At 41.8% G+C, this 24,059-nt stretch carries 19 protein-coding genes and 3 tRNA genes; 5 read left to right on the top strand and 17 right to left on the bottom strand.

Annotated elements, in window-relative coordinates; all coding sequences use genetic code 11:
* Positions 1-2 precede the first annotated feature (2 nt).
* The 13 genes from HXT40_RS00665 to HXT40_RS00605 all read right to left on the bottom strand — a co-directional run bounded on the left by HXT40_RS00665 (position 3) and on the right by HXT40_RS00605 (position 13,830).
* A tRNA-Gly gene (locus HXT40_RS00665) sits at positions 3-76 on the bottom strand.
* A 131-nt stretch (positions 77-207) separates the two neighbouring features.
* Positions 208-1,086 (bottom strand): M48 family metalloprotease, encoded by an 879-nt coding sequence (locus HXT40_RS00660; protein ID WP_421777251.1) that lies wholly within the window; start codon positions 1,084-1,086, stop codon positions 208-210.
* Positions 1,087-1,191: 105 nt separating this feature from the next.
* Positions 1,192-2,670 carry an FAD-dependent oxidoreductase gene (locus HXT40_RS00655; protein ID WP_004109461.1) on the bottom strand — a complete coding sequence of 493 codons (1,479 nt, stop codon included), beginning with the start codon at positions 2,668-2,670 and terminating at the stop codon, positions 1,192-1,194.
* Positions 2,671-2,978: 308 nt separating this feature from the next.
* Positions 2,979-5,210 (bottom strand): heavy metal translocating P-type ATPase, encoded by a 2,232-nt coding sequence (locus tag HXT40_RS00650; RefSeq protein WP_410310269.1) that lies wholly within the window; start codon positions 5,208-5,210, stop codon positions 2,979-2,981.
* Positions 5,211-5,546: 336 nt separating this feature from the next.
* Positions 5,547-5,750: a hypothetical protein gene (locus HXT40_RS00645; protein ID WP_012913681.1), complete on the bottom strand. Its 204-nt coding sequence runs from the start codon at positions 5,748-5,750 to the stop codon at positions 5,547-5,549.
* A 309-nt stretch (positions 5,751-6,059) separates the two neighbouring features.
* A tRNA-Ala gene (locus HXT40_RS00640) sits at positions 6,060-6,132 on the bottom strand.
* 27 nt (positions 6,133-6,159) lie between these two features.
* Positions 6,160-6,233, bottom strand: a tRNA-Ile gene (locus HXT40_RS00635).
* Positions 6,234-6,359: 126 nt separating this feature from the next.
* A complete protein-coding gene (locus HXT40_RS00630; protein ID WP_012913682.1) occupies positions 6,360-6,839 on the bottom strand; it encodes a Dps family protein in 480 nt (159 codons plus the stop codon).
* Positions 6,840-6,896: 57 nt separating this feature from the next.
* Entirely contained in the window at positions 6,897-8,192 is a 1,296-nt protein-coding gene (locus HXT40_RS00625; protein WP_012913683.1) for a hemolysin family protein, read from the bottom strand.
* Positions 8,193-8,268: 76 nt separating this feature from the next.
* Complete coding sequence (locus HXT40_RS00620; RefSeq protein ID WP_004109484.1) at positions 8,269-9,039, bottom strand: TIGR03943 family putative permease subunit; 771 nt, start codon at positions 9,037-9,039, stop codon at positions 8,269-8,271.
* The gene (locus tag HXT40_RS00615; protein ID WP_064621677.1) at positions 9,036-10,130 is read right to left on the bottom strand and encodes a permease; all 1,095 of its coding nucleotides are present in this window, start codon (positions 10,128-10,130) and stop codon (positions 9,036-9,038) included. The genes HXT40_RS00620 and HXT40_RS00615 overlap by 4 nt, the downstream gene beginning before the upstream one ends.
* Before the next feature lie 55 nt (positions 10,131-10,185).
* Complete coding sequence (locus HXT40_RS00610; RefSeq protein WP_064621678.1) at positions 10,186-10,845, bottom strand: carbonic anhydrase; 660 nt, start codon at positions 10,843-10,845, stop codon at positions 10,186-10,188.
* Positions 10,846-11,073: 228 nt separating this feature from the next.
* The gene (locus HXT40_RS00605) at positions 11,074-13,830 is read right to left on the bottom strand and encodes a phosphoenolpyruvate carboxylase (protein ID WP_012913687.1); all 2,757 of its coding nucleotides are present in this window, start codon (positions 13,828-13,830) and stop codon (positions 11,074-11,076) included.
* 206 nt (positions 13,831-14,036) lie between these two features.
* Here HXT40_RS00605 and HXT40_RS00600 point away from each other — a divergent pair, with 206 nt between their 5' ends.
* The gene (locus HXT40_RS00600) at positions 14,037-15,758 is read left to right on the top strand and encodes a threonine/serine ThrE exporter family protein (protein ID WP_103013742.1); all 1,722 of its coding nucleotides are present in this window, start codon (positions 14,037-14,039) and stop codon (positions 15,756-15,758) included.
* Between the two features lie 98 nt (positions 15,759-15,856).
* Here HXT40_RS00600 and trpS read toward each other — a convergent pair whose 3' ends face one another.
* On the bottom strand, positions 15,857-16,948 hold the full coding sequence (gene trpS / locus HXT40_RS00595; protein ID WP_103013743.1) for a tryptophan--tRNA ligase: 1,092 nt from the start codon (positions 16,946-16,948) through the stop codon (positions 15,857-15,859).
* 145 nt (positions 16,949-17,093) lie between these two features.
* Here trpS and HXT40_RS00590 point away from each other — a divergent pair, with 145 nt between their 5' ends.
* On the top strand, positions 17,094-17,474 hold the full coding sequence (locus tag HXT40_RS00590) for a DUF3073 domain-containing protein (protein WP_103013744.1): 381 nt from the start codon (positions 17,094-17,096) through the stop codon (positions 17,472-17,474).
* A gap of 117 nt (positions 17,475-17,591) precedes the next feature.
* On the opposite strand, the gene HXT40_RS00585 is transcribed toward HXT40_RS00590, so the two are convergent.
* The gene (locus HXT40_RS00585) at positions 17,592-18,008 is read right to left on the bottom strand and encodes a sterol carrier family protein (protein WP_103013745.1); all 417 of its coding nucleotides are present in this window, start codon (positions 18,006-18,008) and stop codon (positions 17,592-17,594) included.
* Positions 18,009-18,244: 236 nt separating this feature from the next.
* On the opposite strand from HXT40_RS00585, the gene HXT40_RS00580 reads away from it, so the two are divergent.
* A complete protein-coding gene (locus HXT40_RS00580) occupies positions 18,245-20,734 on the top strand; it encodes a glycogen/starch/alpha-glucan phosphorylase (RefSeq protein ID WP_103013746.1) in 2,490 nt (829 codons plus the stop codon).
* Positions 20,735-20,937: 203 nt separating this feature from the next.
* Here HXT40_RS00580 and HXT40_RS00575 read toward each other — a convergent pair whose 3' ends face one another.
* Positions 20,938-21,147 (bottom strand): hypothetical protein, encoded by a 210-nt coding sequence (locus HXT40_RS00575; RefSeq protein WP_004106126.1) that lies wholly within the window; start codon positions 21,145-21,147, stop codon positions 20,938-20,940.
* Positions 21,148-21,308: 161 nt separating this feature from the next.
* On the opposite strand from HXT40_RS00575, the gene HXT40_RS00570 reads away from it, so the two are divergent.
* Both HXT40_RS00570 and HXT40_RS00565 read left to right on the top strand, forming a co-directional pair.
* Positions 21,309-22,013 carry a rhomboid family intramembrane serine protease gene (locus HXT40_RS00570; protein ID WP_004109516.1) on the top strand — a complete coding sequence of 235 codons (705 nt, stop codon included), beginning with the start codon at positions 21,309-21,311 and terminating at the stop codon, positions 22,011-22,013.
* Between the two features lie 256 nt (positions 22,014-22,269).
* Complete coding sequence (locus tag HXT40_RS00565) at positions 22,270-23,583, top strand: THUMP-like domain-containing protein (protein WP_103013747.1); 1,314 nt, start codon at positions 22,270-22,272, stop codon at positions 23,581-23,583.
* 63 nt (positions 23,584-23,646) lie between these two features.
* On the opposite strand, the gene crgA is transcribed toward HXT40_RS00565, so the two are convergent.
* A complete protein-coding gene (gene crgA, locus HXT40_RS00560) occupies positions 23,647-24,039 on the bottom strand; it encodes a cell division protein CrgA (protein ID WP_004109527.1) in 393 nt (130 codons plus the stop codon).
* Positions 24,040-24,059: the final 20 nt, after the last annotated feature.

The raw sequence follows: 24,059 nt of genomic DNA, 5'->3' as shown, positions 1-24,059 counted from the left end.
AATGGAGCGGATGACGGGAGTCGAACCCGCCTCTGAAGCTTGGGAAGCTTCCATTCTACCGATGAACTACATCCGCATGCTGTAACTTAAAAGCAAACTAGTTTCAACAACCATCTAAGGGTATCATGCACAGCTTACCGCTTCAATATTTAGGAATCAGTTTATGAACTCAATAAACAAGACAAGCAAGTTCAACAAACAAAATATTCATGCAGCAATGCTCATTAAACGCCCAATCCTATCCTGAACAGTAGGACGCGCAGTACACAAACGCACAAGCGCAGGAGCGTTATTATCCCATGGACAAATAATCATCAAAGAAGCAACAGCCTGCAATCCAGCAGTAGATTTCATCTCGTGAAGCTGCATGCCGTAAGTAATTTTATTAAGTGCGGAAGCAAGCGCAGCAAAATCTCCAGTAATTTCACTACTTCCCTTATCTGCGTCAAATTCACGCGAACCAGGAATAATTGCATTGATAATAACAGAAGCAATAGGAGCGAATAAAATATTCAAAAACTTACCAATAAATTTGCAATACTTGCGAATATCACGACGATATGTATCACCGACATAAACAAGCCAAGAACCAACGTACGTTAATACTGTTGCTGTAGCAGTAGCCAGCGAAGAAGCGCGAATATCATGATTATAAATATGAGTTAATTCATGACCAATAACACTACGTAACTCGCGCTCGTTAAGAATATTAATCAAACCACGAGTACAACATATACTCGCATGACGCTCACTTCTACCAGTTGCAAAAGCATTAGGACTTTCGTAGGGAGAAACCATTACTCGCGGCATAGGTTTACCAATTCGAGCAGATAAATCTCTAACCATTGCGTAAAGCACAGGCTCTTCTTCTTCACTAACCTCTGTAGCATGCATAGCAATAATCGCAAGCTTACTTGAGCCCCAATAAGCAAAAACACTAAATGCAATACCAGGAATAATGAACCATATTAGTGAAGACAGATGCGAGCCAGTAAGAACCCAACATAAGGCAAGAAAAAGCCACACAACAACAAAAAATAGTGCGGCTTTTAAGCTGCCATAGTGTATTCTCAAGCCTTTCAACATATGAGCTATCTTAATAATGCGAACTTAAATTTTTCTGAATATATACTGCGTATTTACTAACTACAAACTTAAATACTAAGTAATATTTTCAGTTTATTTAGGGCATTATTTGCTACCTAAAGCAATATTTACAAGTTCAGAAGCTGAAACAACTTTCTTTCGAGTTCTCTGCTCATTGGCTCCAAGTTCACGCTCATAAGAGTCAACTCGCTTCCAACCGGCGTAATCAATTGGTTTAATGCCCTTTTCTGCCAATAATTTATCTATAGAATTTTCATCGCGATCAGGTGCGATTCGCCCAGCATTGCCAGCTTTAGATAAATCTTCAAGCATATTATTAACAATCAAAAGAGCATCAGATTTTGTAGAGCCGATTAATCCTACCGGCCCACGCTTAGCCCAGCCAGTTGCATACAATCGCTCACGAACTTCGCCATTTTCTACAGACTCCACTAAGCGCCCATCAATATTTGCAAGCAAAGTACGCTTTTCGTCGTAAGCAATACCTGCAACTTCTGCAGGATGGTAGCCAATGGCATGGTATACAGCTTGAACGGCGTATTCCTCGAACTCTCCAGTACGAGTCATTTTGCCATCGGCGCTTGTAGTCGTGCGCTCAACTCGTATTGCCTTCACATGTCCATCTTCACCAAGAATTTCTACCGGCGCACAGTTGAAGTGGATAATATAGCGTTTGTTGGCTGGCTTCCCCTCAAAATCAACGTTTCCGCCATCTTCCATGTCTTCAGCCATATCGCGAATAGCGAAAAGCTCCTCAACCATTTGACGCGTGAGCTTATCGTTACCGGCTACTTCAATAGTCTCATCGTCAAGTTCAAAATCATCTTCGTTAATAATTATTTGCACACCCTGTAACTTTTCCATTTCACGCAATTCTTGCACTGAGAATTTCGCTTGAGCTACACCTCGTCGAATAAATAGATGTAAAGTTTGAGTGCGATTTTGTTTCAATCCTTCATACACATCGTCTGGAATATCCGTATGAGCGCGCAAATAATCAGGATCTCGTAAAAGCTCACGAGCAACATCCATTGCCACATTTCCGCCACCAATAACAGCTACTTCCTTGGCTTCAAGCGGCCATTCTCGATTGCTAGTTGGGTATCCATCGTACCATTCTACGAATTTTGCAGCTCCATACACTCCGTCTAAATCGGCACCTGAAACTCCTCGAAGAGACCTATCTTTCACAGCACCCGTTGCAAATAACACAGCATCATATCTATGAAGTAAATCTTCTAATGCAATATCTTTACCAAATTCAACATTTGCATAAAGATGAATATTTGGATTATCAAGCGTCTTTTCAAGCGCATCCGCAATAAATTTGATACTTGGATGGTCAGGAGCTACTCCGTAACGCACTAAGCCGAAAGGCACTGGCAATTTTTCAAAAAGATCAATGCGAGCGCTAGAGCCTAATCCCAATTCTTCTCCACGCTTTGCAATCTGACGTAAGAAGATATCGGAAGAGTACACTCCTGCAGGACCTGCTCCTATTACAGCAATACGCAGTTGAGATGTTTCTTGTGAAACATTTTCGTTTAAGTTATTTTTTTCCATTATTATCCCCATATTGAGCTGTATTATACGGCACTTTTCGCCGTTTTCGCGCTATTTAGCGCGGCCTACAAGCATAGGTTGCCTCAATCACTCAGCAGCGTAACTGTAAAGCGTTTATATGTAATTCTTCGCCAGAAATAAGTTACGTACAAGCTTGAGCCGTTACCGTTTGCAGCTAACTCGTATGCTTTCATAATTAGACTAGCGCATTACTTCGTCTTACAACATGCTCAAACGATAAAATACTCAAACGAATATTATTAAAGGTGTCGTAATGAATATCGTAAAAATATTGCCAAAAAATATTTTTATTTTCGTTCGCGCAATGCTGTTAAAGCCCACATAATAGCAACAACATCAATTGCTTCTTGCATCATTGCGCCAATAACTGCTGGAATAAAACCGAAAGCCGCAAAAATCATACTTATAATTGCTAATCCAATGCCCATCAATACTGACTGAACCATAACGCGTTTAGTATGTTTTGCTACTCTTATTGCGCTTGCAGCAGAAGAAATATCGTTGTTCATAATAACTACCTGTGCGCATTCAGATGCTGCCGTATCTGTGCCATCCGTTACTGCTACGCCAATATCGGCAGCTGCAAGCACTGGAGCATCGTTTACACCGTCTCCAACCATCATTGTTACAGTCGAATCTTTCTTACTTTTGGCTGCATTGTAATTGTGCTTTTTTACATGCGCTAATTTATCTTGCGGAAGTAAATCTGCATATATTGTTTCAATTCCAACACTTTTACCAATTGTTGTTGCAGCTTGCAAACTATCGCCAGTAAGAATAGATATTGAGCGCGCACCAAGTGTACGCAATGTGTCAATAGTTGATTTCGCATTATCGCGCGGCACGTCTTTTAATACGATTCTTCCTACCAGCACGCCGTCAAAAGACACGTAGGTTGCCATTTCGTCTGCTGCGAGAGATTTGCCTATAGTTTGATTCGTGTTTTGCTCTGTAACGTACTTGCGTCTGCCTACACGTACTAAAATACCGTCTACAACGCCCTGAATACCCTGACCTGCAGTTTCTTTAACACTGTGCACTACAGGGTATTCTCGCACGCTAGGAAGTTGCGGAACCGACGATGGGTGAGCATTTTCCCACAAGCTTGCTCCCGCTTTAGCAATACCACCTGCAAGTATGTGCTGAGAATACGTCTCTAGAACACCTGCGAGCATTACAATACGATCAGCCTTCTGGGTAGTATCGATTACGTCTACGTTTACAACTTGCGGCTGTTTAACCGTCAACGTGCCAGTTTTGTCAAAAAATACGTCTGTTACACGACTTAATTGCTCAAGCACATCCTGACTTTTAACAACAATTCCAAGTTTCGCTAAACGCCCAGTACCAGCCATGCAAGCAACTGGAACTGCAATAAGCAGAGGACATGGGGTTGCCAAAACTAGCACTTGCGCAAATCTAAGAGCATCTCCAGAAAAGCCCCAAGCAAAGCCAGCAATCGCAAAAGATAATACTGTAAACGGCACAGATAACATGTCTGCAAATCTAACTACTGCAGCTTTAGAAGACCTAGCAGACTCAACAAGCTGCATGATTTTCTGATACTGCGAGTTTTTAGACAGCTTTGTTACGCGCATAATAAGCACAACTCCACCGTTTACACAGCCTGAAAGCACTGCAGCTCCCGCATAGACTTCTCTAGGAACGGATTCTCCGTTAATAGCACTTGTGTCTAAAATTGCAGAACCGCTTAACAGCTCACCATCAACTGGCACAGTTTCGCCAGGAAGCACAATAATTACGTTTCCAATATTTAATTCATCAACTGGAACCGTTTTGTAACGCTGCAAATTTGAGGAGATTTCGCCGTCTGTAGTTGATTGCAAAAATGGACAAATATTGTGTTTATAGTCGCAATTTTGCTCGCTAATATTAGATTGCTTAGAATTAGCGGCATCCACTTTTCTGAATTCAGCATGCCGGCACAGAACACACGAGCTAGGCTTGCACTGATTTTCACTCAAACATGGCGGTTCGTATGATTCATCATTTGCTTGATTATTATCCATTTCATACTCAATACCTGGCAAAGTCATAAGATGAGCAGTTTTTGGAGCTGCGCTTACTAAAAGAGACAGATTGCGCTGGGCTTTCATATGCGCAAAATCTTCAATTGCCTCTCCCGTCCAAACCATTACAACAATCAAATAGCTTGCCCAAAACTCACCAATACAAAGCGTTGCAAGTAATGCAACAAAAGCTAGCAAATCAATACCTAAAGTTCCGCGCAATAAATTTTTAATCATGTTGCGCAAAGAAATAAGGCTGGTATATAAAACGAGAATAGCGATAATAGTTTTGCCAAGACTAATACTTATTGAAATATCGCAACCAAGATTTAAGAAATCAAAAATTCGTTGCGAAAGATTATAAATTTTCTCATTAAAAGTAGCCAATATAGGCAAATTGCATGAGTACAAAGCCGCAATAAACGGAAAAGCAAGAATTACGACTGTTAATTGAGGTGCACGACGGCAATATGCTAAAAGTTTACGCATACACTTTCCTTACGCTGATCAGGTTAACCGCTTAAGACGCTGCTAACACACGATTTCACGCCTTGTTAACCCATTGGGCGCAACTTAAATAGCGCACTCAATACACGGCGTAAAGATACTTATGTTTATTTATATGTAATTATTGTACCAATAGGCCTTGATGAGAAGCATTCTCATGTAAATATTATGCTTCCAAAAAAGCACCATAATGAGTTCCAACAATTACTAATTGTACTATTTGAATTATTAAATTAATAAGTTTATGCTTCATATCTTTTTAAAATTTAGGTTATAGGCCAATTTATTTGCCATAGATTCGGCCTATAACCCTAAAATTTACTGTTCTTTAGTGAAAAGAGTTCTTACAATTTTGAAAAGCATAAATAATAGACGTAGTGTGATATATGTTGCTACGAATGTTGCAAGCCAAATCATAATATTTTGAATATTCCAACCTTGACCTTTAACAAATGAAGCTACTAATAAAGAAACTACGCCAGCAGAAATATCAGCAATATTTTGTTTTATCTTATAAATCATTTTTTACATCCTTCCGTCTAAAATGAAAACCTTTATGGTTTTCATCTCTCTTTAATACCTTTCAAGTTAACAATATATTGTGTATAGTTCCACAGCAAAATATATGCCGCAATCTCTGGGAAGAGATTCAACTATTTAAACATTTTTATATTTTTTACAACACTGACAAATATCAGGGTGTCACCCTAATTTTATTAGGGGTAATCAGTAAAAAATTGGGTTATTCCCCAAAAATTGAATGGGCACGCGACAAGAAAGAAATTGATAAACAAAAAGTTCTGATTGAAAAATCAATCAGAACCCTGTTCGTGGAGCTAAGGAGACTCGAACTCCTGACCCTCTGCTTGCAAAGCAGATGCGCTACCAGCTGCGCCATAGCCCCATTCGAAAGAATGATGTCATTCTATCGTGGGCCCGGGAGGACTTGAACCTCCGACCTCATCCTTATCAGGGATGCGCTCTAACCACCTGAGCTACGGGCCCAACTCGTATGCCTAAAACATACAAGTAGTTACATTAGCACAGACACAGAAAATGTCAAACCGCAACACGCCATAAAAAGAAAACAGCGTGTTGCGGTTTGAATCAAAAAAATTAAACAGAGAATAATTAATCAAGATGGCTACGCATGAACCACTGGAACTTTTCCAACTGTTGAACATGATCTTGAATAATATTTGAGCTAACTAAATCAAGCTCATCAAGTTCCGCGATAGCCTTGCGATCGTCTGCAATCATATCGTTATAGTACTCAATAAGCGCTTGCAAATACTCCTTTGTAGACTTGCGACCAGTCAAAGCAAAACGCTTCCATGTGCGAGCAGCAACAACATCGTCTGCGCGGCCAAGTGGAGAGCCGCCCAAAGTTGCAATTCGCTCAGCAGTTTCATCCGCCTGCGCCAAAACTTCAGCAACCTGTGGATCAAGCATTTCGTGCACTGCAATAAAATCTGGACCAGTAACATTCCAATGCGCATGCTTGAGCACCAAAGCAGCTTCCTGCTCGTGGCTTAAACGATTCTGTAAAATGGCAACAGCCTTTTCACTGGCCGCTTCGTCGAGACCTGGCAAAATATGCAACAAAGCCATGTTCTATCCTTCCTTAGGTTTGTTAATACCGTTATTATTCTACTGCTATGGCTTAAACTACGCGCGGCGACGCACTTCAATCGTCGCAATACGCCTACCATCAACCGCAGTCACAGTCATATCGTAACCATCCGCATCATGCAAAACAGCTCCAACACTTCCCATTGAACCAGTATGCGCTAAAAAGTAGCCTGCAACAGTCTCATACGGACCGTCCTCAAGCTCAATGCCGGTAATGTCAGCAAAATCTTCAATGGTCATACCGCCATCAATTTTTGCAACACCATTTACAAAAGCAGTTGTTTTATTCACATTATTTTGCTCAGTTTCACCAGGCAAATCATATTCATCGCGAATATCTCCAACTAGCTCTTCTGTCATGTCCTCAAGCGTAACAATACCGTCAGTTCCACCATATTCATCGATGACAACAGCCAAATGAATACCACGTTTACGAAGAAGTTCCAGGCTCGGCAATAGTTTGGAAGTTCCAGGAAGACTAATTCCTTCGCGAGTTACATCTGCAACAGTTTTTGCATTTGGATCACGCACATCTAGCAAATCACGAACATGCACAAAACCTATAACATCATCAAAATCTTTGCCAATAACAGGGTAGCGAGAATACGGAAGCTCACGAATTTTCGCGGCAGCTTCTTCAAGGCTCAATGAACCATCCAAAAACTCAACATCAGCACGAGGACGCATTACTTCAGCAACAATAGTTTCAGACGCATCAAACACATCATCCAAAATAGTACGCTCATCCTGACTTAAACGTTTATTGCTATTGACAAGCACGCGCAATTCTTCGTCAGAAACTTCGCTTTCCTTCTCATTAGGATCAAAGCCAAGAATGCGCACAAAACCGTTAGTATTCTTTCCAATAAGCCAAATTAAAGGCTTGCAAATCTTTGAGAAAACATCAACCGCCGGCACAACCGCTCGCGCAATCTGCTCAGCACGCTGCATAGCAATACGTTTTGGAACTAATTCAGAAATAACAATAGAACAGTAAGAAATAACAAGAGTTAGAAAGATTGTTGTAAGTGGACCAGCAACGTGCGAAGAAACACCCCATGAACATACAACCGGCACAACATACGGAGCTAAAGCAGACTCACCAAACGATGCAGAAAGAAAGCCAGAAAGAGTTACTCCAATTTGTAGAGCAGATAGAAAAGTGTTAGGATCGCGGGCAATTTTTGCAACTCTAGCACCACGCGCATCCTGCAATTCCATGCGATCAATTTGCGAACTTCTCAAGCTCACTAAAGCTAATTCGGTTGCCGCAAATACGGAACCAAATAGCAAAAAAATCATAATGAGTAGAATATTAAAACCAATCGCCATACTTGTTATCTTAGTTTACTTCTATGCGATATCAACAATTCTAAAATAATTATCACCATTAACGAAGATAAATTATTTATGGGCGATAAAAATATCCAGTTGGAGCTTGAGCTGTTTGCATTGATATAACGTGCAGCACAACTCCAGGATGCTGATATCCAGGAATGCCAATATTGCCTCTAGAAACGCGTGCACGAACACGCACCCATTCATGATCTTGAATTTCGCCAATATTTGATTTTTCGGCAACTAATCCAAACGGAGACATGTCGAGAATACAGCATGACATAAGCTGACGAGATACCCTAAATTGATTTGCATTCAACGTAGAATCTCTGCTGACAAAACCTGTAAGAGTAATCGCATATCCATCATATTTTGCAGCATTATGATCGATTTCGTCATACCAGGAGCCGAAATCATCATCATCAACTGTTATCTCATGAGATTTTTCATACAATCCTGGCAAAGGATAATTTTGGCTACGAATAGCAATAGCACGACCGCCAGCATACTGGTCGAATCCATCTACACTAATATTTTGAGCGTAACGCAAAGGAACAATAATAAGTAGCGCAGGAACAACGAAAGCTACAAACATACGCCAAACATCGCGCGAAGAAACAGAAAACCATCCAATCGCAGCACATATAGACAAAATAAATAGCAAAATAGCAGTAATTAACAAATAATAATATGCTCTAGGCGTAGTAAAAAGCGTATATCTACCGCTTAAAGTAACTTCCGCAATTATGACTGCAAAAAATAGCAATAAAATAGCTTCTACCAATTGAGCTAAAGTGATTTTTTTACAAGCATTATGCTCAACACATTTTTGCTTTTTCATGCGATGAACCCCCAAGCCCAGTGAGCTAATAATGACGCTAGGAAGCACGCAAAAGCAATAGTTAATGTTAAGCGCCACACAAATTTACCACGGCAATCCTCAACGAGCATAAGCGTATTCTTTAAATCAAGCATAGGACCAAACAGCAGAAATACTAGCACCGACGACATAGGCAATGATGTTGCTAAACTTCTTGCAATTACAGCATCTGAGCTGGAGCATAGAGAGCTTGCGTACGCAATAGCCATCATTACAGGAATAGCAATGAAAACATTACTCACTTGCACGCGAGAAGCAGGATCAGCTCCGAGCCATGCGCGAATTACAGAAGCAACTATAGTTCCACATACAATAATTGGAATTAATTTTATTAAATCCTGATGTATATGCTGCACATATTTGCGAATTTGCGCAGAAATACTATGCTTTTCAATATTATTTTTTGTGAGATTACTTTCGTTATTCAATTCGCAAGAACAATGTAAAGAAGATTCGTTTTCTACTAAAATTTTCTTACGCAAAATATTGATTTTCGAAGGAAATATAACAAAAGTTAATCCAACCAGTAATGCAATACCAACACCTAGCGCAATACGCATAATAGCAACAGCTGGAGCGTCAGAAAACGCATAAAATGTTGCCAATACAGATACTGGATTTACAACAGGAACTACACATAGAAAAGTTATGGCGCACGGCAATGGTAGTTTTCTTGCAACTAAACGAGAAAACGTTGGAACGACTACACAATCACAAACCGGCATACAGACGCCGGCTAATATGGCAGCCAAGAAACCATTTGCTGTAGATTTTGGAACATGTTTCTCAATAAAATCAGCAGTTACCCAAGTTTCTACTGCAGCAGAAACAAGCACACCTATGAGCGTAAAAGGTATAGCTTGTAGCAACAAGCCGGAAACACCTCGAATTGTTGTATCAATGAGAAACCAAGGATGTTGCCCTTGTAAAGCAGGAGCAGCTGCAATAATAAAAGCTACTAAAGGAGCTCCGACAAGCAAGAAAAGATAGTTCGCAGAATTAGTGGAATTTGCAGAATTTGCATCAAGCGTATCTTTAGATGATTGATTCATATCTGTAACCTAACAACGTATTAATAATTCTGTTAAAAATGCGACTACATGCTACTTAGCATGAAAGAACCTCTACTAAACCATCACTCATTCTATACCTAGCGCCAACTAGCATAAGGTTATCGTTAAAAGCGGCTTCACGAATAATTTGAGATTTGTCGCAAATTTCAGTCAACATATTAGACACGTGAATGCGCTCAATATCGTCCGTGCTCAAGTCTTCTTCAATACCCGCGAGCGCAGCCGGTCCTAAAGAACGAAGCAATATTGACTCGCTAGACTCAATTATTTCGTTTGCTTCATCTTCGCCGTATTTAGAAACCAGCTTTTGCACATTCGGCAAAACGGCTTGTACAGCACCGCAATGCTCGTGTCCAAGAACAACAAGCACTTTTACTCCCAAATCGCTTACAGCGTATTCTAAAGATGCAATTACAGCATCATCAAGCACTTCGCCTGCAGTGCGAACAGAAAAAATATCACCTAAACCGGCACCAAACACAAATTCTGGAGCCACGCGCGAGTCAGCACAGGAAAGAACAACAGCTCCAGGATGCTGACCTTCAATAAGAGATAATCTCGTTTCTTCACTAAGTCCATGGCAATTTAATGAGCCTTCTGCAAACTTACGATTACCAGCTAGCATCGCGCTCCACACAGATGTAGCCAAAAGTGAATCTTCTTTTAAAAGATCTTCTTTGACTGTCTCGTGCATTATTACCTCCTTGTATTGATGCGCTTGCGCAAAGGTGACAAATACAAGCTATCAACAAATTTTGAAAAACACTTCGACTTATAAAACATATTCTATCGTTACTGTGTTAAATAGAAAATATGCTATAAAAGCTAACAAAATTTATAAAATATGATTATAAAAAGAAAAGCCAACGCACAGCTAATAAAGCAGTACGAAGGCTTTTCTTAATCATATAAACTTATAAAATCATCCAGTATTCTGCAAGCCTGCAGCAACACCAGAAACAGTGCAAAGAATAAGGTAGATGAACTCTGCCTGCTGGCTTTCGCTAAGCTCTTCTTTGTCTACCTTGTTGCGAAGCTTGTGCAATGCAAGCGACTGGATTACAGATAGCGCGTCAACATAAGGCGAGCGCACGCGAATTGCCTGACCGAGCACGTGACGATGTTGCAAAGGCCACTTGTCGTCAACAATTTGCAAAACCCACTTGCGAGTAAGCTGCATTTCTGAAAGTACTTTATCACTCAAATCTTCGCGATCTCCAAGGCTTAAGTACATGCGAGCAATACGCTCATCCGTTTTAGCCAAAGACATCTCAATATTGTCAATAAAAGTACTAAACAGCGGCCACTCTTCGTAAGCGCGACGCAAAGTTTCCAAATCGCCAAACTTTTCGCAAGCAGTACCCAATCCGTACCATGCTGCTAAGTTAATGCGAGCCTGAGCCCAGGAGAACACCCACGGGATTGTGCGCAAATCATCCAACGACTTCGCACCCAAACCGCGCTTAGCTGGGCGAGAACCGATTGGAAGCAAACCAATCTCACTAAGCGGCGTAACCGTAGAGAACCATGGAGTAAAGTCATCCGTTTGCAGCAAATCAAGGAAACGCTCATGAGCTGCAACATCAAGTTTTGCAGCCATATCCGCATACTTCTTCGTCATATCAGTGTTAGTTTTCTCAACACTTGGCGAAGACTGAAGCAAAGTTGCAGAAGCAACGGATTCAACGTGACGAATAGCAAGAATTGGATTGCCATATCGTGCGAAAATAACCTCGCCCTGCTCAGTAAGCTTGAAGCGGCAGTTGACGGAACCAACTGGCTGAGCAAGCACTGCACGGTTTGCAGGACCGCCACCGCGACCAACAGCACCGCCGCGGCCGTGGAACAGTGTCAAATCAATATCGTGCTTCTTAGCCCACTTAGCAATGCGCTCCTGAGCAGAATGCAAAGCAAGCGTTGCGGAAGTAGGACCAGCATCCTTGGAAGAATCCGAGTAGCCAAGCATAACTTCCATCTTGCGGCCAGTAGCCTTAAGACGAGCTTGCACTTCAGGAATTTTAATGATCTCCTCAAGCACATTTACAGAGTTTTGCAAATCTTCCAACTGCTCAAACAGCGGAATGACGTCGATTGTTGGCGCATCCTGTGGGTGAGCGAAAGCAAGACGATTTAGCTCAAATACGTCACGTACATGCTGAGCAGACTTTGCGAAGGAAATAATATAACGTCGAGCAGCGCGCATACCGTTGCGCTTTTGAATTGCTCCCAAAGCGCGGAACGTATCGAGTACTTCACGAGTCATTGGCTGAAGCGGACCGCGTTCGCCATGCAATCCATGTTCGCGAATATCTTCCAAAGCGCGAGAATGCACGAGAGAATGCTGACGGAATTCCATTTCAACCATGTGGAATCCAAAGGTTTGCGCTTGCCAAATCAAATCCTGCAAAGGACCATATGCAGCACGAGGATCTCCGCCTTCTGCCAAAGAGCGTTGCACAATTTGCAAATCCTCAATGAAATCTTCGCAAGAATGATACATCAAATCCGTATCGCGGCTAATAGTGCGATGCAAACGGTCAGCCATTACCAACATTACTGCACGATGTGGCTCACTATTAGAAACGTCTGAAGCGTTTTCTGTAAGCTGTTCGCTCATTTCGCGCTGACGATTCCACAACTCAAGCAACTCCACGCTTGGAGGAGTTGTGCGAGTTTCCATAGTTAAGCACTTGCCAACTTCGCGCGTGCGATTCTCCAAAGCTGCTAGCACGTGATCGCTAAACTTTCGAGCGACTTGACGGCTCACTTTAGCTGTCACATTAGGATTGCCATCTCGATCTGAACCAATCCAGCTTCCTGGATGGAAGAATGCAGGGCAACGCGGAGGAACTAATCCAGCCTTCTTACCAAGCAGCCAATCGTCAAATCGACGATACACGACTGGAATCGTGTCAAACAAAGTGGCGTCAAAAATGTCGAGAATGGTGTCAGATTCTTCAACTGGAGTCGGCTTCTTTAAAGCAATCGGAGAAGTGCGAAGAAGCGCATCAATTTCGTTATAGAGACGTCGATAATTTTCGCGCTTATCAGATCCGCCTAAACGATGATGTTCGCTTAGTAATTGCGAAATTCTGCGAATCTTACCTGCAACGGCTTTACGACGAGCTTCAGTTGGGTGCGCGGTAAATACAGGATGAAACTCAAGCTTTGCAAGCAATTCTTTCGCTTCAGCAGGGCTCATTTCAGTGAGCAACTTGTGATAAGCACAAGTTAGTTCGTTAACTGGATCAACAGGCAATGAATCTTCAACTTCACATTCACGCTGATGAAGTACAGAAACACGATAATTTTCCTCGCACAAATTTGCCAAGTGGAAATATGTTGCGAAAGCACGAGCTAAAAGCTGCGTATCGTGCAAATTCATTCCGTTGAGCTTGCTAACAGCTTTACTTAAGCCATCATCTGCAGTTACTTTTGCGTCTACCATTTGCGCAAAATGAGCCGCACTAGCTTCTACAGCATTCAAACGCACATCGTCGAATACTGCTAATAATTTTTCATCGAATTCGCCAAGAACATCGCGAAGAATATGCAAGCACAAATCCATGTCTTGCTTAAGTGATGCTGGAAGGTCACGTTCCTCTGGGCCTTTTCGCCCTAAACCAGACGTAACAATAGTTGCGTCTGCCGGAGTAACCTGCTGATTTTCTGTTGCCATCAGACCTCCTTACGCCAGACTAAGGTTGCTTGGTCGTCTGACTTCCGCAGCTCCTCCGCGGTTATGTAGGTCAGAAGTTGCAAGCCCACAGCCTTGTTTCCAGCGAGATACCAAGTTAATTGTGAAACTACCACCGGACGTAGTAAAGAATGCTGATTTAGCAACAAAATATAACTCGGCAACGGGGTTGCGTATACTAAAAAATTGTGAGTACAGCAGAGAATAATATTGAGAATAATGAATACGACAACAGCATCAACAACTGCGATTGCGATAAGCCTGAAATTCTTTCGACTGGTCATATAGTCGGAAAACCTTCTGGGCGTTTTCATACTCATGCTATTCCACTCGATATGGACGATGTTGAGCGAGATTGGGATAAGCCAGTTACGCAAGCAGGAATTGCTGCGAAATCGAGTATTATTATTCGCGTCGGTGCGCTCGGTTTAGGAGCAGGCACAGGAAGCTACCGAGTTCGCGAGCTTATGCACAGAATCGGCGAACCAATGGGTGTACATGTGCGCGCAGACGTGAATCTCACAGATATTGAGGCAACTTGTACTGATAAGCATGAGCGAATTACTGAAGTTGTAGATCTTCCAACCACAGGTGTTAACACTGAGCGCATTTGGCTTCTAGAACATTTTGCAGATTGGTTTAACGTCAAGCTTGGAAACGATTCTTTATATCACTCTAAAGCTGCTGTTTCTAAGGAATTAGTTGACACATTGCAAGCGAGCGACGACGAACATACCATTGTACAAACAGCTAAGCAGTCTGAAGAAAATGCTACTAAAATTGCAAAAAAGAAAGCGTTGCAAGAAGCTATAAAAAAAGAAAAACCACGCGGCATTTTTGCATTGCAGCCAGAAAGTGCTTACGCTGAACATTTTTCGCACGTAAACGCATCTAATAGTAATGACGAATCTAAAAATGATCATCCTCTTACAGTTAGGGAAGTACACGACCGTCTTGATTTGATTAAAAATAGGAAACCGCTATACAAACCGTGGTTTGCTGGTCTTGCTTCGGCAGTTGCTTGCGCATCCTTTGCGTTCTTGCTTGGCGGTGGCATTTACGACATGATTGGTGCTTTTATTGGAGCAGGAATCGGTCACTATATTCGTCGCAGAATGTTTATGAAGCATCTAAACCAGTTTGTAGTTACATTCGTAGCTGTTGCAATAGGTGCACTATCATGCATTGGGGCTTTGCGTCTTATTGGCTTCTTTGACCCTAGCGCGCTCAATCACACAACTGCATATATTGGCTCAGTGTTGTTTGTTATTCCTGGATTCCCTCTTATTACAGGCGGTTTAGATATTGCAAAAATTGATTTCCCTTCAGGAATTCAACGACTTTGTTACACAATGGCTATTATTTTGATGGGAACTCTTGCGGGATGGACAGTTGCAAGCCTTGTACATCTCAATCCTCAAGGCTTCCCTCCTCTCGGATTAAATCCTTGGCTTAACGCAGTTCTTCGATTTATTACAGCTTTTGCCGGAGTATGGGGCTTCTCAGTTCTGTTTAATTCTCCACAACGAATGTGCTTAGTTGCTGGCGTTATTGGCGCTATTACTGACACATTGCGTTTAACTATGACAGATTTTGGAGTTGCTGCCGAAATTGCAGCTTTCAGCGGTGCTTTATTGGCAGGTTTGCTAGCTTCTACTTGGAGAACTATCGTTCGTCACGGATTAGCGCCTCAATATTTGGGTTATCCACGAATAGGTCTTACGGTTCCATCTATCGTAATTATGGTTCCTGGACTTTATATGTATCGCGCAATGTTTTATCTTGGTCAATTTCACACGCTTCCAGCGTTAGACTGGACTTTCCGCGCTTTCATGGTAATTATTTGCTTACCTATTGGTCTTGCTGTAGCACGCGTTATTACAGATAAAAGCTGGCGTTACGACGTGTGATGTTCTAAGTTTCAGTTCGTTAATTTTTAACAAAAAGCCGCTTACAAGTTTTCTTGCGAGCGGCTTTATTTTTTATTAATTTACTTATTGAAATTTAATTAATACTTCATTCCCATAGCATCTCGCACTTGGGAAAGCGTTTCTTCTGCAATAGCATTTGCACGCTTATTGCCATCATGCAAAATGTCTCGAACAGTATCCATATCTTTTGCAAGTTCTGCACGACGCTCACGGTGAGGTGCCAAGAAATTATTTACATTTTCAATTACGTAAGCTTTCAATGCGCCAGCACCAGCGTTACCAATTTCTGCAGCAATATCTTTAGGATCTCTACCTGTAACTAAACCTGCGGTAGTAAGAAGCGCAGAAACTTGCGGACGAGTTACTGGATCAAAAGTAATCATCCTCTCAGAATCAGTTGGACTCTTCTTAATTAATTTGGCAGTTTCTTCGGCAGTAGCCCCGAGCATAATCGAGTTACCGTAAGATTTACTCATCTTTCGTCCGTCCAATCCTGGAATTTCAGGAGCATCAGACAAAATTGCTGCCGGCTCTGGGAACACTGGATTCTTTTTTGCATATCGCTCATTAAAACGACGCGCGATCGTACGAGTGATTTCAACATGCGGCAAATTATCTTTACCAATCGGCACAACATTAGCTTTACAGAACAAAATATCGCAAGCCTGGTGCACTGGGTACGTAAGGAGCAATCCGGTTAAAGCATGTCCAGATGATTCCATTTCCGACTTTACAGTAGGATTCCTGTGTAATTCTGCTTCTGTAACAAGCGAAAGGAAAGGCAACATAAGCTGATTTGCTGCAGGAACTGCGGAATGAGTAAATATCATTGTTTTTTCAGGATCAATTCCGGCAGCCATATAATCCAGCACTAAATTCAAAACATTATCTTCAATATGCTCAGTGGTGTCACGATCAGTAATTACTTGATAATCTGCAATAATAATATTGGTTTTTACTCCGCGCTGCTGCATTGCAACACGCTCACGAATAGATCCAAAATAATGTCCTAAATGCAAACGACCAGTTGGGCGATCTCCAGTAAGCATAGTAAAAGACGAAGGGCTAGCTTGTAACTTTTCAAGCGTTGCATCTGAACGTTTACGCGCTGCAAGGAAGCTTGCGCTCATCTCATTACCAGCAGCTGTAACCTGTGCTTCTTCCGGCATTTTAGGCTCCTTAATTGTGCGTATTTTTACGCTGAAAATATGGCTTTTATGGTAAAAGTTTACACAGACAATATACTCGGTTGCGGTTAAGTGGTACGCTCTTGTGTGATGAACTGATTGTTACTTAATTTTTAGAGGGGGTCAGATGGGCCGCGGACGACAGAAGGCAAAGCAACAGAAAATTGCCCGTAAGCTCAAATACCTGACGACCGATACGGATTATGACGAGCTTGCTAAGGAACTTAATTCCAGCGAACCCGGACAAGGATCCTTCGATCCATTTGCGTCGAGCGAAAGCTATGAGGAAGATACATATCTTCCAGAAGAGAATGACACAGATCAAGAAAATGATGCCGTTGATGCTTCAAACGAAGATGATTTAGACGAGTATGCCAAGTGGGCTGCGGAAGCAGCTGCAAAAGCCGTTAGCAGCGAAAACTCTTCTACAAACTCAGGAGCGCACACGCCAGCGCATCATCATATCCCTATGCCAATTCCAAACTTCATACACAAACACGACAATTAAAAATTAAATTTATTAAAATTATTTTATTTACGTATCCTGGGCATTCGAAATACTGTTTGCCCAGGATATTTGTAAATACACGCTGTAAATACGCAATTAAGCTACAATAAAGCCAACTTACAGCGGCAAAATATCGCTTAAATCATCACGCTCGCCAATTGCACTTATGTTGCCAAAGTCCTGTTCCTGATGCCATTTAGTAACACCACTCGCTAATCTAAGCCATACTTTAGGCTCAAGTTCAATAACATCTGGCGGTGTGAGATTATGCGGATCCGAAGCTGGTCCTTCCAAAATTTTTACTGCACCAAAAGGCGCAACTCTTACTTCTACTGCGCACCCAGGCACTTTATCCTCAAGAAGATATAGCGAATATCTAACCGCTAAAGCTTCGTCGTTTAAAGAGATATTTAAAATATTACTATTTATTTGCATGGCTTCTATGCCATTGCCAAGTGCTTTAATAGCAGATTCACGCCAGAATTGCCAAGCACATTGTCCTTGTTTTATATCTCGTTCAAGTATTACTGACATATTTTTATTATCTTCTAAACAACCTACTTTCAGCAATATATTTGTATTAAGACGTTATATACAAATATTTAAAGGGATTAGGTTGTGGTACTCTTGGGGTTATTGTGTGCATTCACATGCCTCTTGTAGTTATCTGCAAAGGTTATCTGCAAAATGGTGATGGTTTAATTGTCTAAACACAAAGTTTTAGGCTGCACACTTTTAGGAAATATATCAAACGGCACAAGGAGTCAAATATGACTAAACACGTCGCGCCGAAAGCCAAAACTACTGCGACGGCATTTGCCAAAGAACTTCAAGAGCACCTCAAGTACACCCAGGGTGTAACGCCAGAGCAGGCCACTACGGCAGATGTGTATGTTGCCGCTGCTACCGCAGTTCGTCGTCACTTGATGGACTCTTGGATGCAGACTCAGCATGACATGGTTAATGGCAACACCAAGGCTGTGGGCTATTTGAGCGCAGAGTTCTTGATGGGTAAGCAGCTTGAGAACGCTTTGTTGAACGCTGGTCTTACTGACCAATTCAATAAGGCTGTTACTAAGCTTGGCTTCGATCCAAAGGCAGTTATCAATGCTGAGTATGAGCCAGGTTTAGGTAATGGCGGTTTGGGTCGTCTCGCAGCCTGCTTCATCGATTCACTCGCCTCTATTGGCGTTCCAGCATTTGGCTACGGCATCCAGTATCGTTACGGCATCTTCAAGCAGCGCTTTGATGAAGAAGGTAAGCAGGTTGAAACCCCTGATTACTGGCTTAGCAACGAAGAGCCATGGGGTCACATTGATTATGGTCGTGACCAGCGCGTCAACTTCGGTGGTGAAGTTGTAGAGGAAAACGGCAAGCGCGTTTGGAAGCCAGCTTGGTCTGTTCGCGCAGTACCAGTTGACTACATGGTTCCAGGTTATAATTCTGGTCGCGTAAATACTCTTCGTTTGTGGACCGCTAAGTCTTACGATGAGTTTGATTTGCTCACCTTCAACAAGTCCGAGTACTTGGATGCTGTAAAGCCACAGGTTGCAGCAGAAAACATTTCTAAGATTCTTTACCCAGAAGATTCCACTCCAGAAGGTAAGGCTTTGCGTCTTGAGCAGCAGTACTTCTTCGTAGCTGCTTCTATCCATGATGCAATCCGCGTATTCTACCCAGGTCAGGATAAGCCGGATCTCACTACCTTCCCAAGCAAGATTAACTTCCAGTTGAACGACACTCACCCAGTTATCGGCATTCCAGAGCTTATGCGCGTTCTTATGGACGAGTACGACTACGATTGGAACACCGCTTGGGGTATCACCACCAAGACCTTCAACTACACTTGCCACACCTTGCTTCCAGAAGCTTTGGAAGTTTGGCCAGCCAAGCTTATTGGCGAACTGTTGCCACGCCACCTTGAAATCATTCAGGGCATTAGCGAGCAGTTCCGCAACGAGCTTCGCGGTAAGGGCGTTGCTGAGGATCAGGTTGAGCGCATGCGCATCGCTACCGACGCTGACGAAAATGGCGAAGGTGCTGTAGTTCGCATGGCTTACTTGGCTACCTACGGCGGTTCTTACGTTAACGGTGTTGCTGAACTTCACTCTGAGTTGTTGAAGGATGTCACTTTGAAGGACTTCTCCAGCGTTTACCCAGATAAGTTCAAGAACGTTACTAACGGCGTAACTCCTCGTCGTTTCGTGCGCTTGAGCAACCCACGCATGTCTGCTCTTATTACTGAGGGCTTGGGCACAGACGCATGGCAGGGTAATTTGGAGCTTCTTGAAGGCTTGAAGCCATTGGCTGACGACAAGGCGTTCGTTAAGAAGTTTGCTGAAGTTAAGAAGCAGAACAAGCTTGCCTTCGTTGATTTTGCAAAGCAGAAGTATGGCTTTGAGATCAACCCAGACACAATGTTCAACACCATTGTTAAGCGTTTGCACGAGTACAAGCGCCAGTCCATGAAGATCCTCCAGGTTATCTCCACATACGCTGGAATCAAGAATGGCACAATCGACGTAGACAAGATGCTTCCACGCACCGTGTTCTTCGGCGCTAAGTCTGCTCCAGGCTATGCTATGGCAAAGCTCACCATTCAGCTCATTAACAATGTTGCTCGCGTGGTGAATAACGACCCAGCATGCAAGGGCAAGCTTGCAGTGTTCTTCCCACCAAACTACAACATCGAGTTGGCTATGAACTTGATTCCTGCCACCGATTTGGATGAGCAGATTTCTCAGGCTGGTAAGGAAGCTTCTGGTACCGGTAACATGAAGTTTGCTTTGAACGGTGCTTTGACTGTTGGTACTCTCGATGGTGCAAACGTTGAGATTCGCGAGCGCGTTGGCGCAGAGAACTTCTTCCTCTTCGGCATGACCGTTGACGAAGTTGATAAGCTCTACGCTGAAGGATACGATCACGGCGGCTCCCGTAAGTACTACGAGTCTGATCCTCGCTTGAAGACCGCTGTTGACATGGTTGCTGACGGCACCTTCTCCAATGGCGACAAGAGCGTGTACGAGCCACTCGTTAACGATTGGCTCACCCATGATTACTTCATGGCAATGGCTGACTTCAGCTCTTACATGGATATTCAGGCTCAGATTGAGGAAACTTACCGCGATCCAATGAAGTGGGCTCGCATGGCAGTCTTGAACGTAGCCAACTCTGGTTACTTCTCTTCTGACCGCTCTATCGAAGATTACCTCGATCGCATTTGGCACACTGGTGCTCTTCCAACACCTGTTGCTGAGTAATTGAGTATTCTCCAATAGCAATACATAGAAAATAAAAGGCGGAGACTGTTAATCAGTTTCCGCCTTTTATTTGTGTAAATTTTAGTTAAATTGCATGTAAGACAAACGCTTTTGTTTACAACAATTCTTTAGTAATTACAAATGAAGGCGACTACGAATATACGCAATCGCCTTCATTTTGGACTGTATAAAGCAAATGTCACTTATGCCTCGGCGGCAGGAGTATCGTTAGCTTCTTTCTCTTCTTTTTCTAACCCTAGGTCAATTGGCGAAGAACTGTTCTCCCATGGTTCCTCCCAAGGGTCATAATCAGGATTATGCTGCTTGTACACATACAACGCAGCAATACCTGCGAGCAGTGCTCCGAAGAGCAGTGCAAAGAACTTCCAACCGCCAGAGGATCTGTTCTCCATGATGGCTCCTTTCCGGTTAAGCTGACCTGCTCGTCCAAGTCAACAATCTATACCGCTTTTTGTCGCGTAATAACTATCATAGTTGCTTTTCTTCAGAGTTGCATCTTTTTTAAATAATGTTATTGATTAAATTTGTGAAGTAAAACCGATATCATAAGCATATGCACAACTTTGATATTAAAAATATTTTAAATAATATAAGATTTCGTTTTAACACAACCACAGCCATTTTAGTATATTCATGCATTTTTATTTGGATATTGGAAATGATACTGAACTTTGCCTATCCAAATTATTATTCGACTCTAATAAGCTATACTGCGTTTCTTCCAATCACTGCGTTACAGACACCTTGGACTTGGTTCACATCAATGTTTGTTCACGCACCAAATTTAACCCATATTTTCTTCAATATGCTATGTCTTTGGTCGCTCGGAGTTGAATTAGAACGATTCTTCGGTAAATGGAAGTTTTTTGGATTATATTTAATATCCGGCTTTGGCGGAAGCGTAGCTGATATTGTATGGTGCAAACTCACTAATAATTGGTTCGTCGCTTCATACGGTGCTTCGGGAGCTATTATGGGGCTTATAGGCGCACTTCTCGTAGCGCAATGGCGACTAGGAGAAAACATGCGAGGAACAATTATTTGGATTGCTATTACTCTCGCTATGCCAGTTATTGTGCCTAATATCGCTTGGCAAGCACACGTTGGAGGCTTAGTTTCTGGTACCGCAATTGCAGCATTGCTCGGCGTACAAAATCCGCTACTTAAAAAAGCTTCGTTTAATACGCGTTTCTTAGTATATTTTGTATCACTATTTGCTATTCTCACTGCTTGTGCAATGTTTTGTTTGAAGGCATAATTTGTTAAATTACACGTGTGTAGTTTTCCACCAATGTGCACAGGATTGTGTATAAGTTGTGCCTAAATTGGTGACAACTATATAAGTTATCCACATAGTTAATCACAAACGTTGATAACTTGCCTTTTTTGAACCTGTGCACAAGTGTATAAGAGTTATCCACAATTTAAGTTTTTTGTGGACTAAACTATCGACTACATAATTTTAACTTTTACTTGCTCTAAAATTTTCTACACCTCAACAAGGAATGAGATTCATGCCTACACTTCAAGTTCCAAAAACAATCGAACCAGCAAACGCTTCTACACTCACTTTTATTAAAGAAAACGCACAATTGTCACCAAGCAAAGCTGCTCTTAAAGCACCACGCAACGCAAATATCGACATACCTTTTGCAATTAACCAAATAGCAGGTAGACAGATTGCGCAACAAAAACTACCGAAATGGGCTTCCTGCAACGAAGTTATATACCCTGCGCATATTTCTATGGAACAGTGTTCTTCTCAATCAACAGCACAATACAAAGCAAATGTTGCAAAAGAATTACTCAGCAAATTAAATTCAGAAAATTTTAGTAGCACACTTGTGGATCTTACTGGCGGCTTTGGCGTTGATTGCACAATAATGTCTGAAGTTTTCGATTCTGCTATTTGCATTGAACAGCAAAACGAACTTTCTAGCATTGCACATCACAATATGAATGCACTTGGTATTACAAACGTAAAGTGCTACAACAACAATAGCCTTGATGCACTCAAAAATATTCCTAAGTCAACGATAATATACGTCGATCCAGCTCGTCGTAACAAACAAGGATCTCGCACATACGCTATTGAAGATTGCACTCCAAACGTATTAGATCTTAAAAATCAATTGCTCACTAAAGCAGAAATAGTGATTATTAAACTTTCTCCAATGCTTGATTGGCACAAAACAGTTAGCGATTTTAGTGGCAATGTAGAAGCCGTACATATAGTCGCACATAGTAACGAGTGCAAGGAACTATTGATAATACTCAGCAACTCTCAGCACACAAAAGTACCAGTATATTGCGCAAACGATGATCAGATAACTGTTGTACAAGCAACTTACAATACTTCAACAAATCAGGTATCAATACAGCCTGAATCAAATGTTTTAAATAATAAAGAAGAAAATAATAAAAAATATGAAAATTTAGATATAAATAACTGGCAAGAATGGTCGCAATACGTTTATGAGCCAAATGCAGCAATCATGAAAGCTGGCTGTTTTTCATTGTTAGAAACTCAATACAATATACAACAAATCAGTGCGAATAGTCATGTTTACGTATCGGAAGAATACTACTCAGAATTTCCAGGAAAAATATGGAAAATTGAAAATATATGCAGCATGAATAAACGCGAAATAAAACAAACTTTTGATGATATCACTCATGCAAATATTGTTACTCGTAACTTTCCAATACCTGTAGAAGCATTACGCAAAAAATTAAACCTACAAGATGGCGGAAATACAAGAATTATTGCAACAACTGATAGCAATAAAAACCATATACTTATTCGAGCAGTAGCAGCACCAAAATAAAAAGTAGCTACGCAACATTTGCATAGCTACTTTTAAAACATATTAAGCAGTTTGTTTTACAGACTAACGCCACCACATTGTCATAATGAATCCAGTCATTACTATTACTAATGCAATAACTAAATTCCATGCACCAATTCCAGGAATTGGAAGCACAGGGTTCAAATAATAAACAACAGCCCAAATTAATCCAACGACCATTAATGTGCAGAACAGCGGCACAAACCATGCAGCATTAGCTTTTGTGCCTTTAATGCTTTCTTCGACACGTCGCCTATTTTCAGCTTGTCTCTGCATCATTTGCTGAATCTGTGGAGAAAGCGCTGCTTTATCCGCAGTAGCATTCAACACTGCTTCAACTTCGTCCATAGGAACGCCATAAGTATTCTCATTTGACGTATCGCTCTTCTTTGCAGCGTCGTCAGCTGCAGTCGTGTGCAATTCTTCATCAGCCATAACTGTAACTCTCCAATCAA

This window comes from Gardnerella sp. DNF01180P (assembly GCF_049244205.1).
Taxonomy (GTDB): domain Bacteria; phylum Actinomycetota; class Actinomycetes; order Actinomycetales; family Bifidobacteriaceae; genus Bifidobacterium; species Bifidobacterium swidsinskii.
Note: the sequence above shows the minus strand (reverse complement) of the source record. Positions and strands in the feature narration are given on the sequence as shown.

Excerpts from the sequence above, each read along its gene's own strand:
- HXT40_RS00605 (WP_012913687.1), bottom strand. The coding sequence starts at position 13,830 with ATGGCAACAGAAAATCAGCAGGTTACTCCGGCAGACGCAACTATTGTT.
- HXT40_RS00620 (WP_004109484.1), bottom strand. The coding sequence starts at position 9,039 with ATGAAAAAGCAAAAATGTGTTGAGCATAATGCTTGTAAAAAAATCACT.
- HXT40_RS00650 (WP_410310269.1), bottom strand. The coding sequence starts at position 5,210 with ATGCGTAAACTTTTAGCATATTGCCGTCGTGCACCTCAATTAACAGTC.
- HXT40_RS00655 (WP_004109461.1), bottom strand. The coding sequence starts at position 2,670 with ATGGAAAAAAATAACTTAAACGAAAATGTTTCACAAGAAACATCTCAA.
- HXT40_RS00660 (WP_421777251.1), bottom strand. The coding sequence starts at position 1,086 with ATGTTGAAAGGCTTGAGAATACACTATGGCAGCTTAAAAGCCGCACTA.
- HXT40_RS00585 (WP_103013745.1), bottom strand. The coding sequence starts at position 18,008 with ATGTCAGTAATACTTGAACGAGATATAAAACAAGGACAATGTGCTTGG.
- HXT40_RS00580 (WP_103013746.1), top strand. The coding sequence starts at position 18,245 with ATGACTAAACACGTCGCGCCGAAAGCCAAAACTACTGCGACGGCATTT.
- HXT40_RS00630 (WP_012913682.1), bottom strand. The coding sequence starts at position 6,839 with ATGGCTTTGTTGCATATTTTGCCAGGTCTCGACGAAGCGGCCAGTGAA.
- crgA (WP_004109527.1), bottom strand. The coding sequence starts at position 24,039 with ATGGCTGATGAAGAATTGCACACGACTGCAGCTGACGACGCTGCAAAG.
- HXT40_RS00570 (WP_004109516.1), top strand. The coding sequence starts at position 21,309 with ATGCACAACTTTGATATTAAAAATATTTTAAATAATATAAGATTTCGT.
- HXT40_RS00625 (WP_012913683.1), bottom strand. The coding sequence starts at position 8,192 with ATGGCGATTGGTTTTAATATTCTACTCATTATGATTTTTTTGCTATTT.
- HXT40_RS00565 (WP_103013747.1), top strand. The coding sequence starts at position 22,270 with ATGCCTACACTTCAAGTTCCAAAAACAATCGAACCAGCAAACGCTTCT.
- HXT40_RS00645 (WP_012913681.1), bottom strand. The coding sequence starts at position 5,750 with ATGATTTATAAGATAAAACAAAATATTGCTGATATTTCTGCTGGCGTA.
- HXT40_RS00610 (WP_064621678.1), bottom strand. The coding sequence starts at position 10,845 with ATGCACGAGACAGTCAAAGAAGATCTTTTAAAAGAAGATTCACTTTTG.
- HXT40_RS00590 (WP_103013744.1), top strand. The coding sequence starts at position 17,094 with ATGGGCCGCGGACGACAGAAGGCAAAGCAACAGAAAATTGCCCGTAAG.
- HXT40_RS00615 (WP_064621677.1), bottom strand. The coding sequence starts at position 10,130 with ATGAATCAATCATCTAAAGATACGCTTGATGCAAATTCTGCAAATTCC.
- HXT40_RS00575 (WP_004106126.1), bottom strand. The coding sequence starts at position 21,147 with ATGGAGAACAGATCCTCTGGCGGTTGGAAGTTCTTTGCACTGCTCTTC.
- trpS (WP_103013743.1), bottom strand. The coding sequence starts at position 16,948 with ATGCCGGAAGAAGCACAGGTTACAGCTGCTGGTAATGAGATGAGCGCA.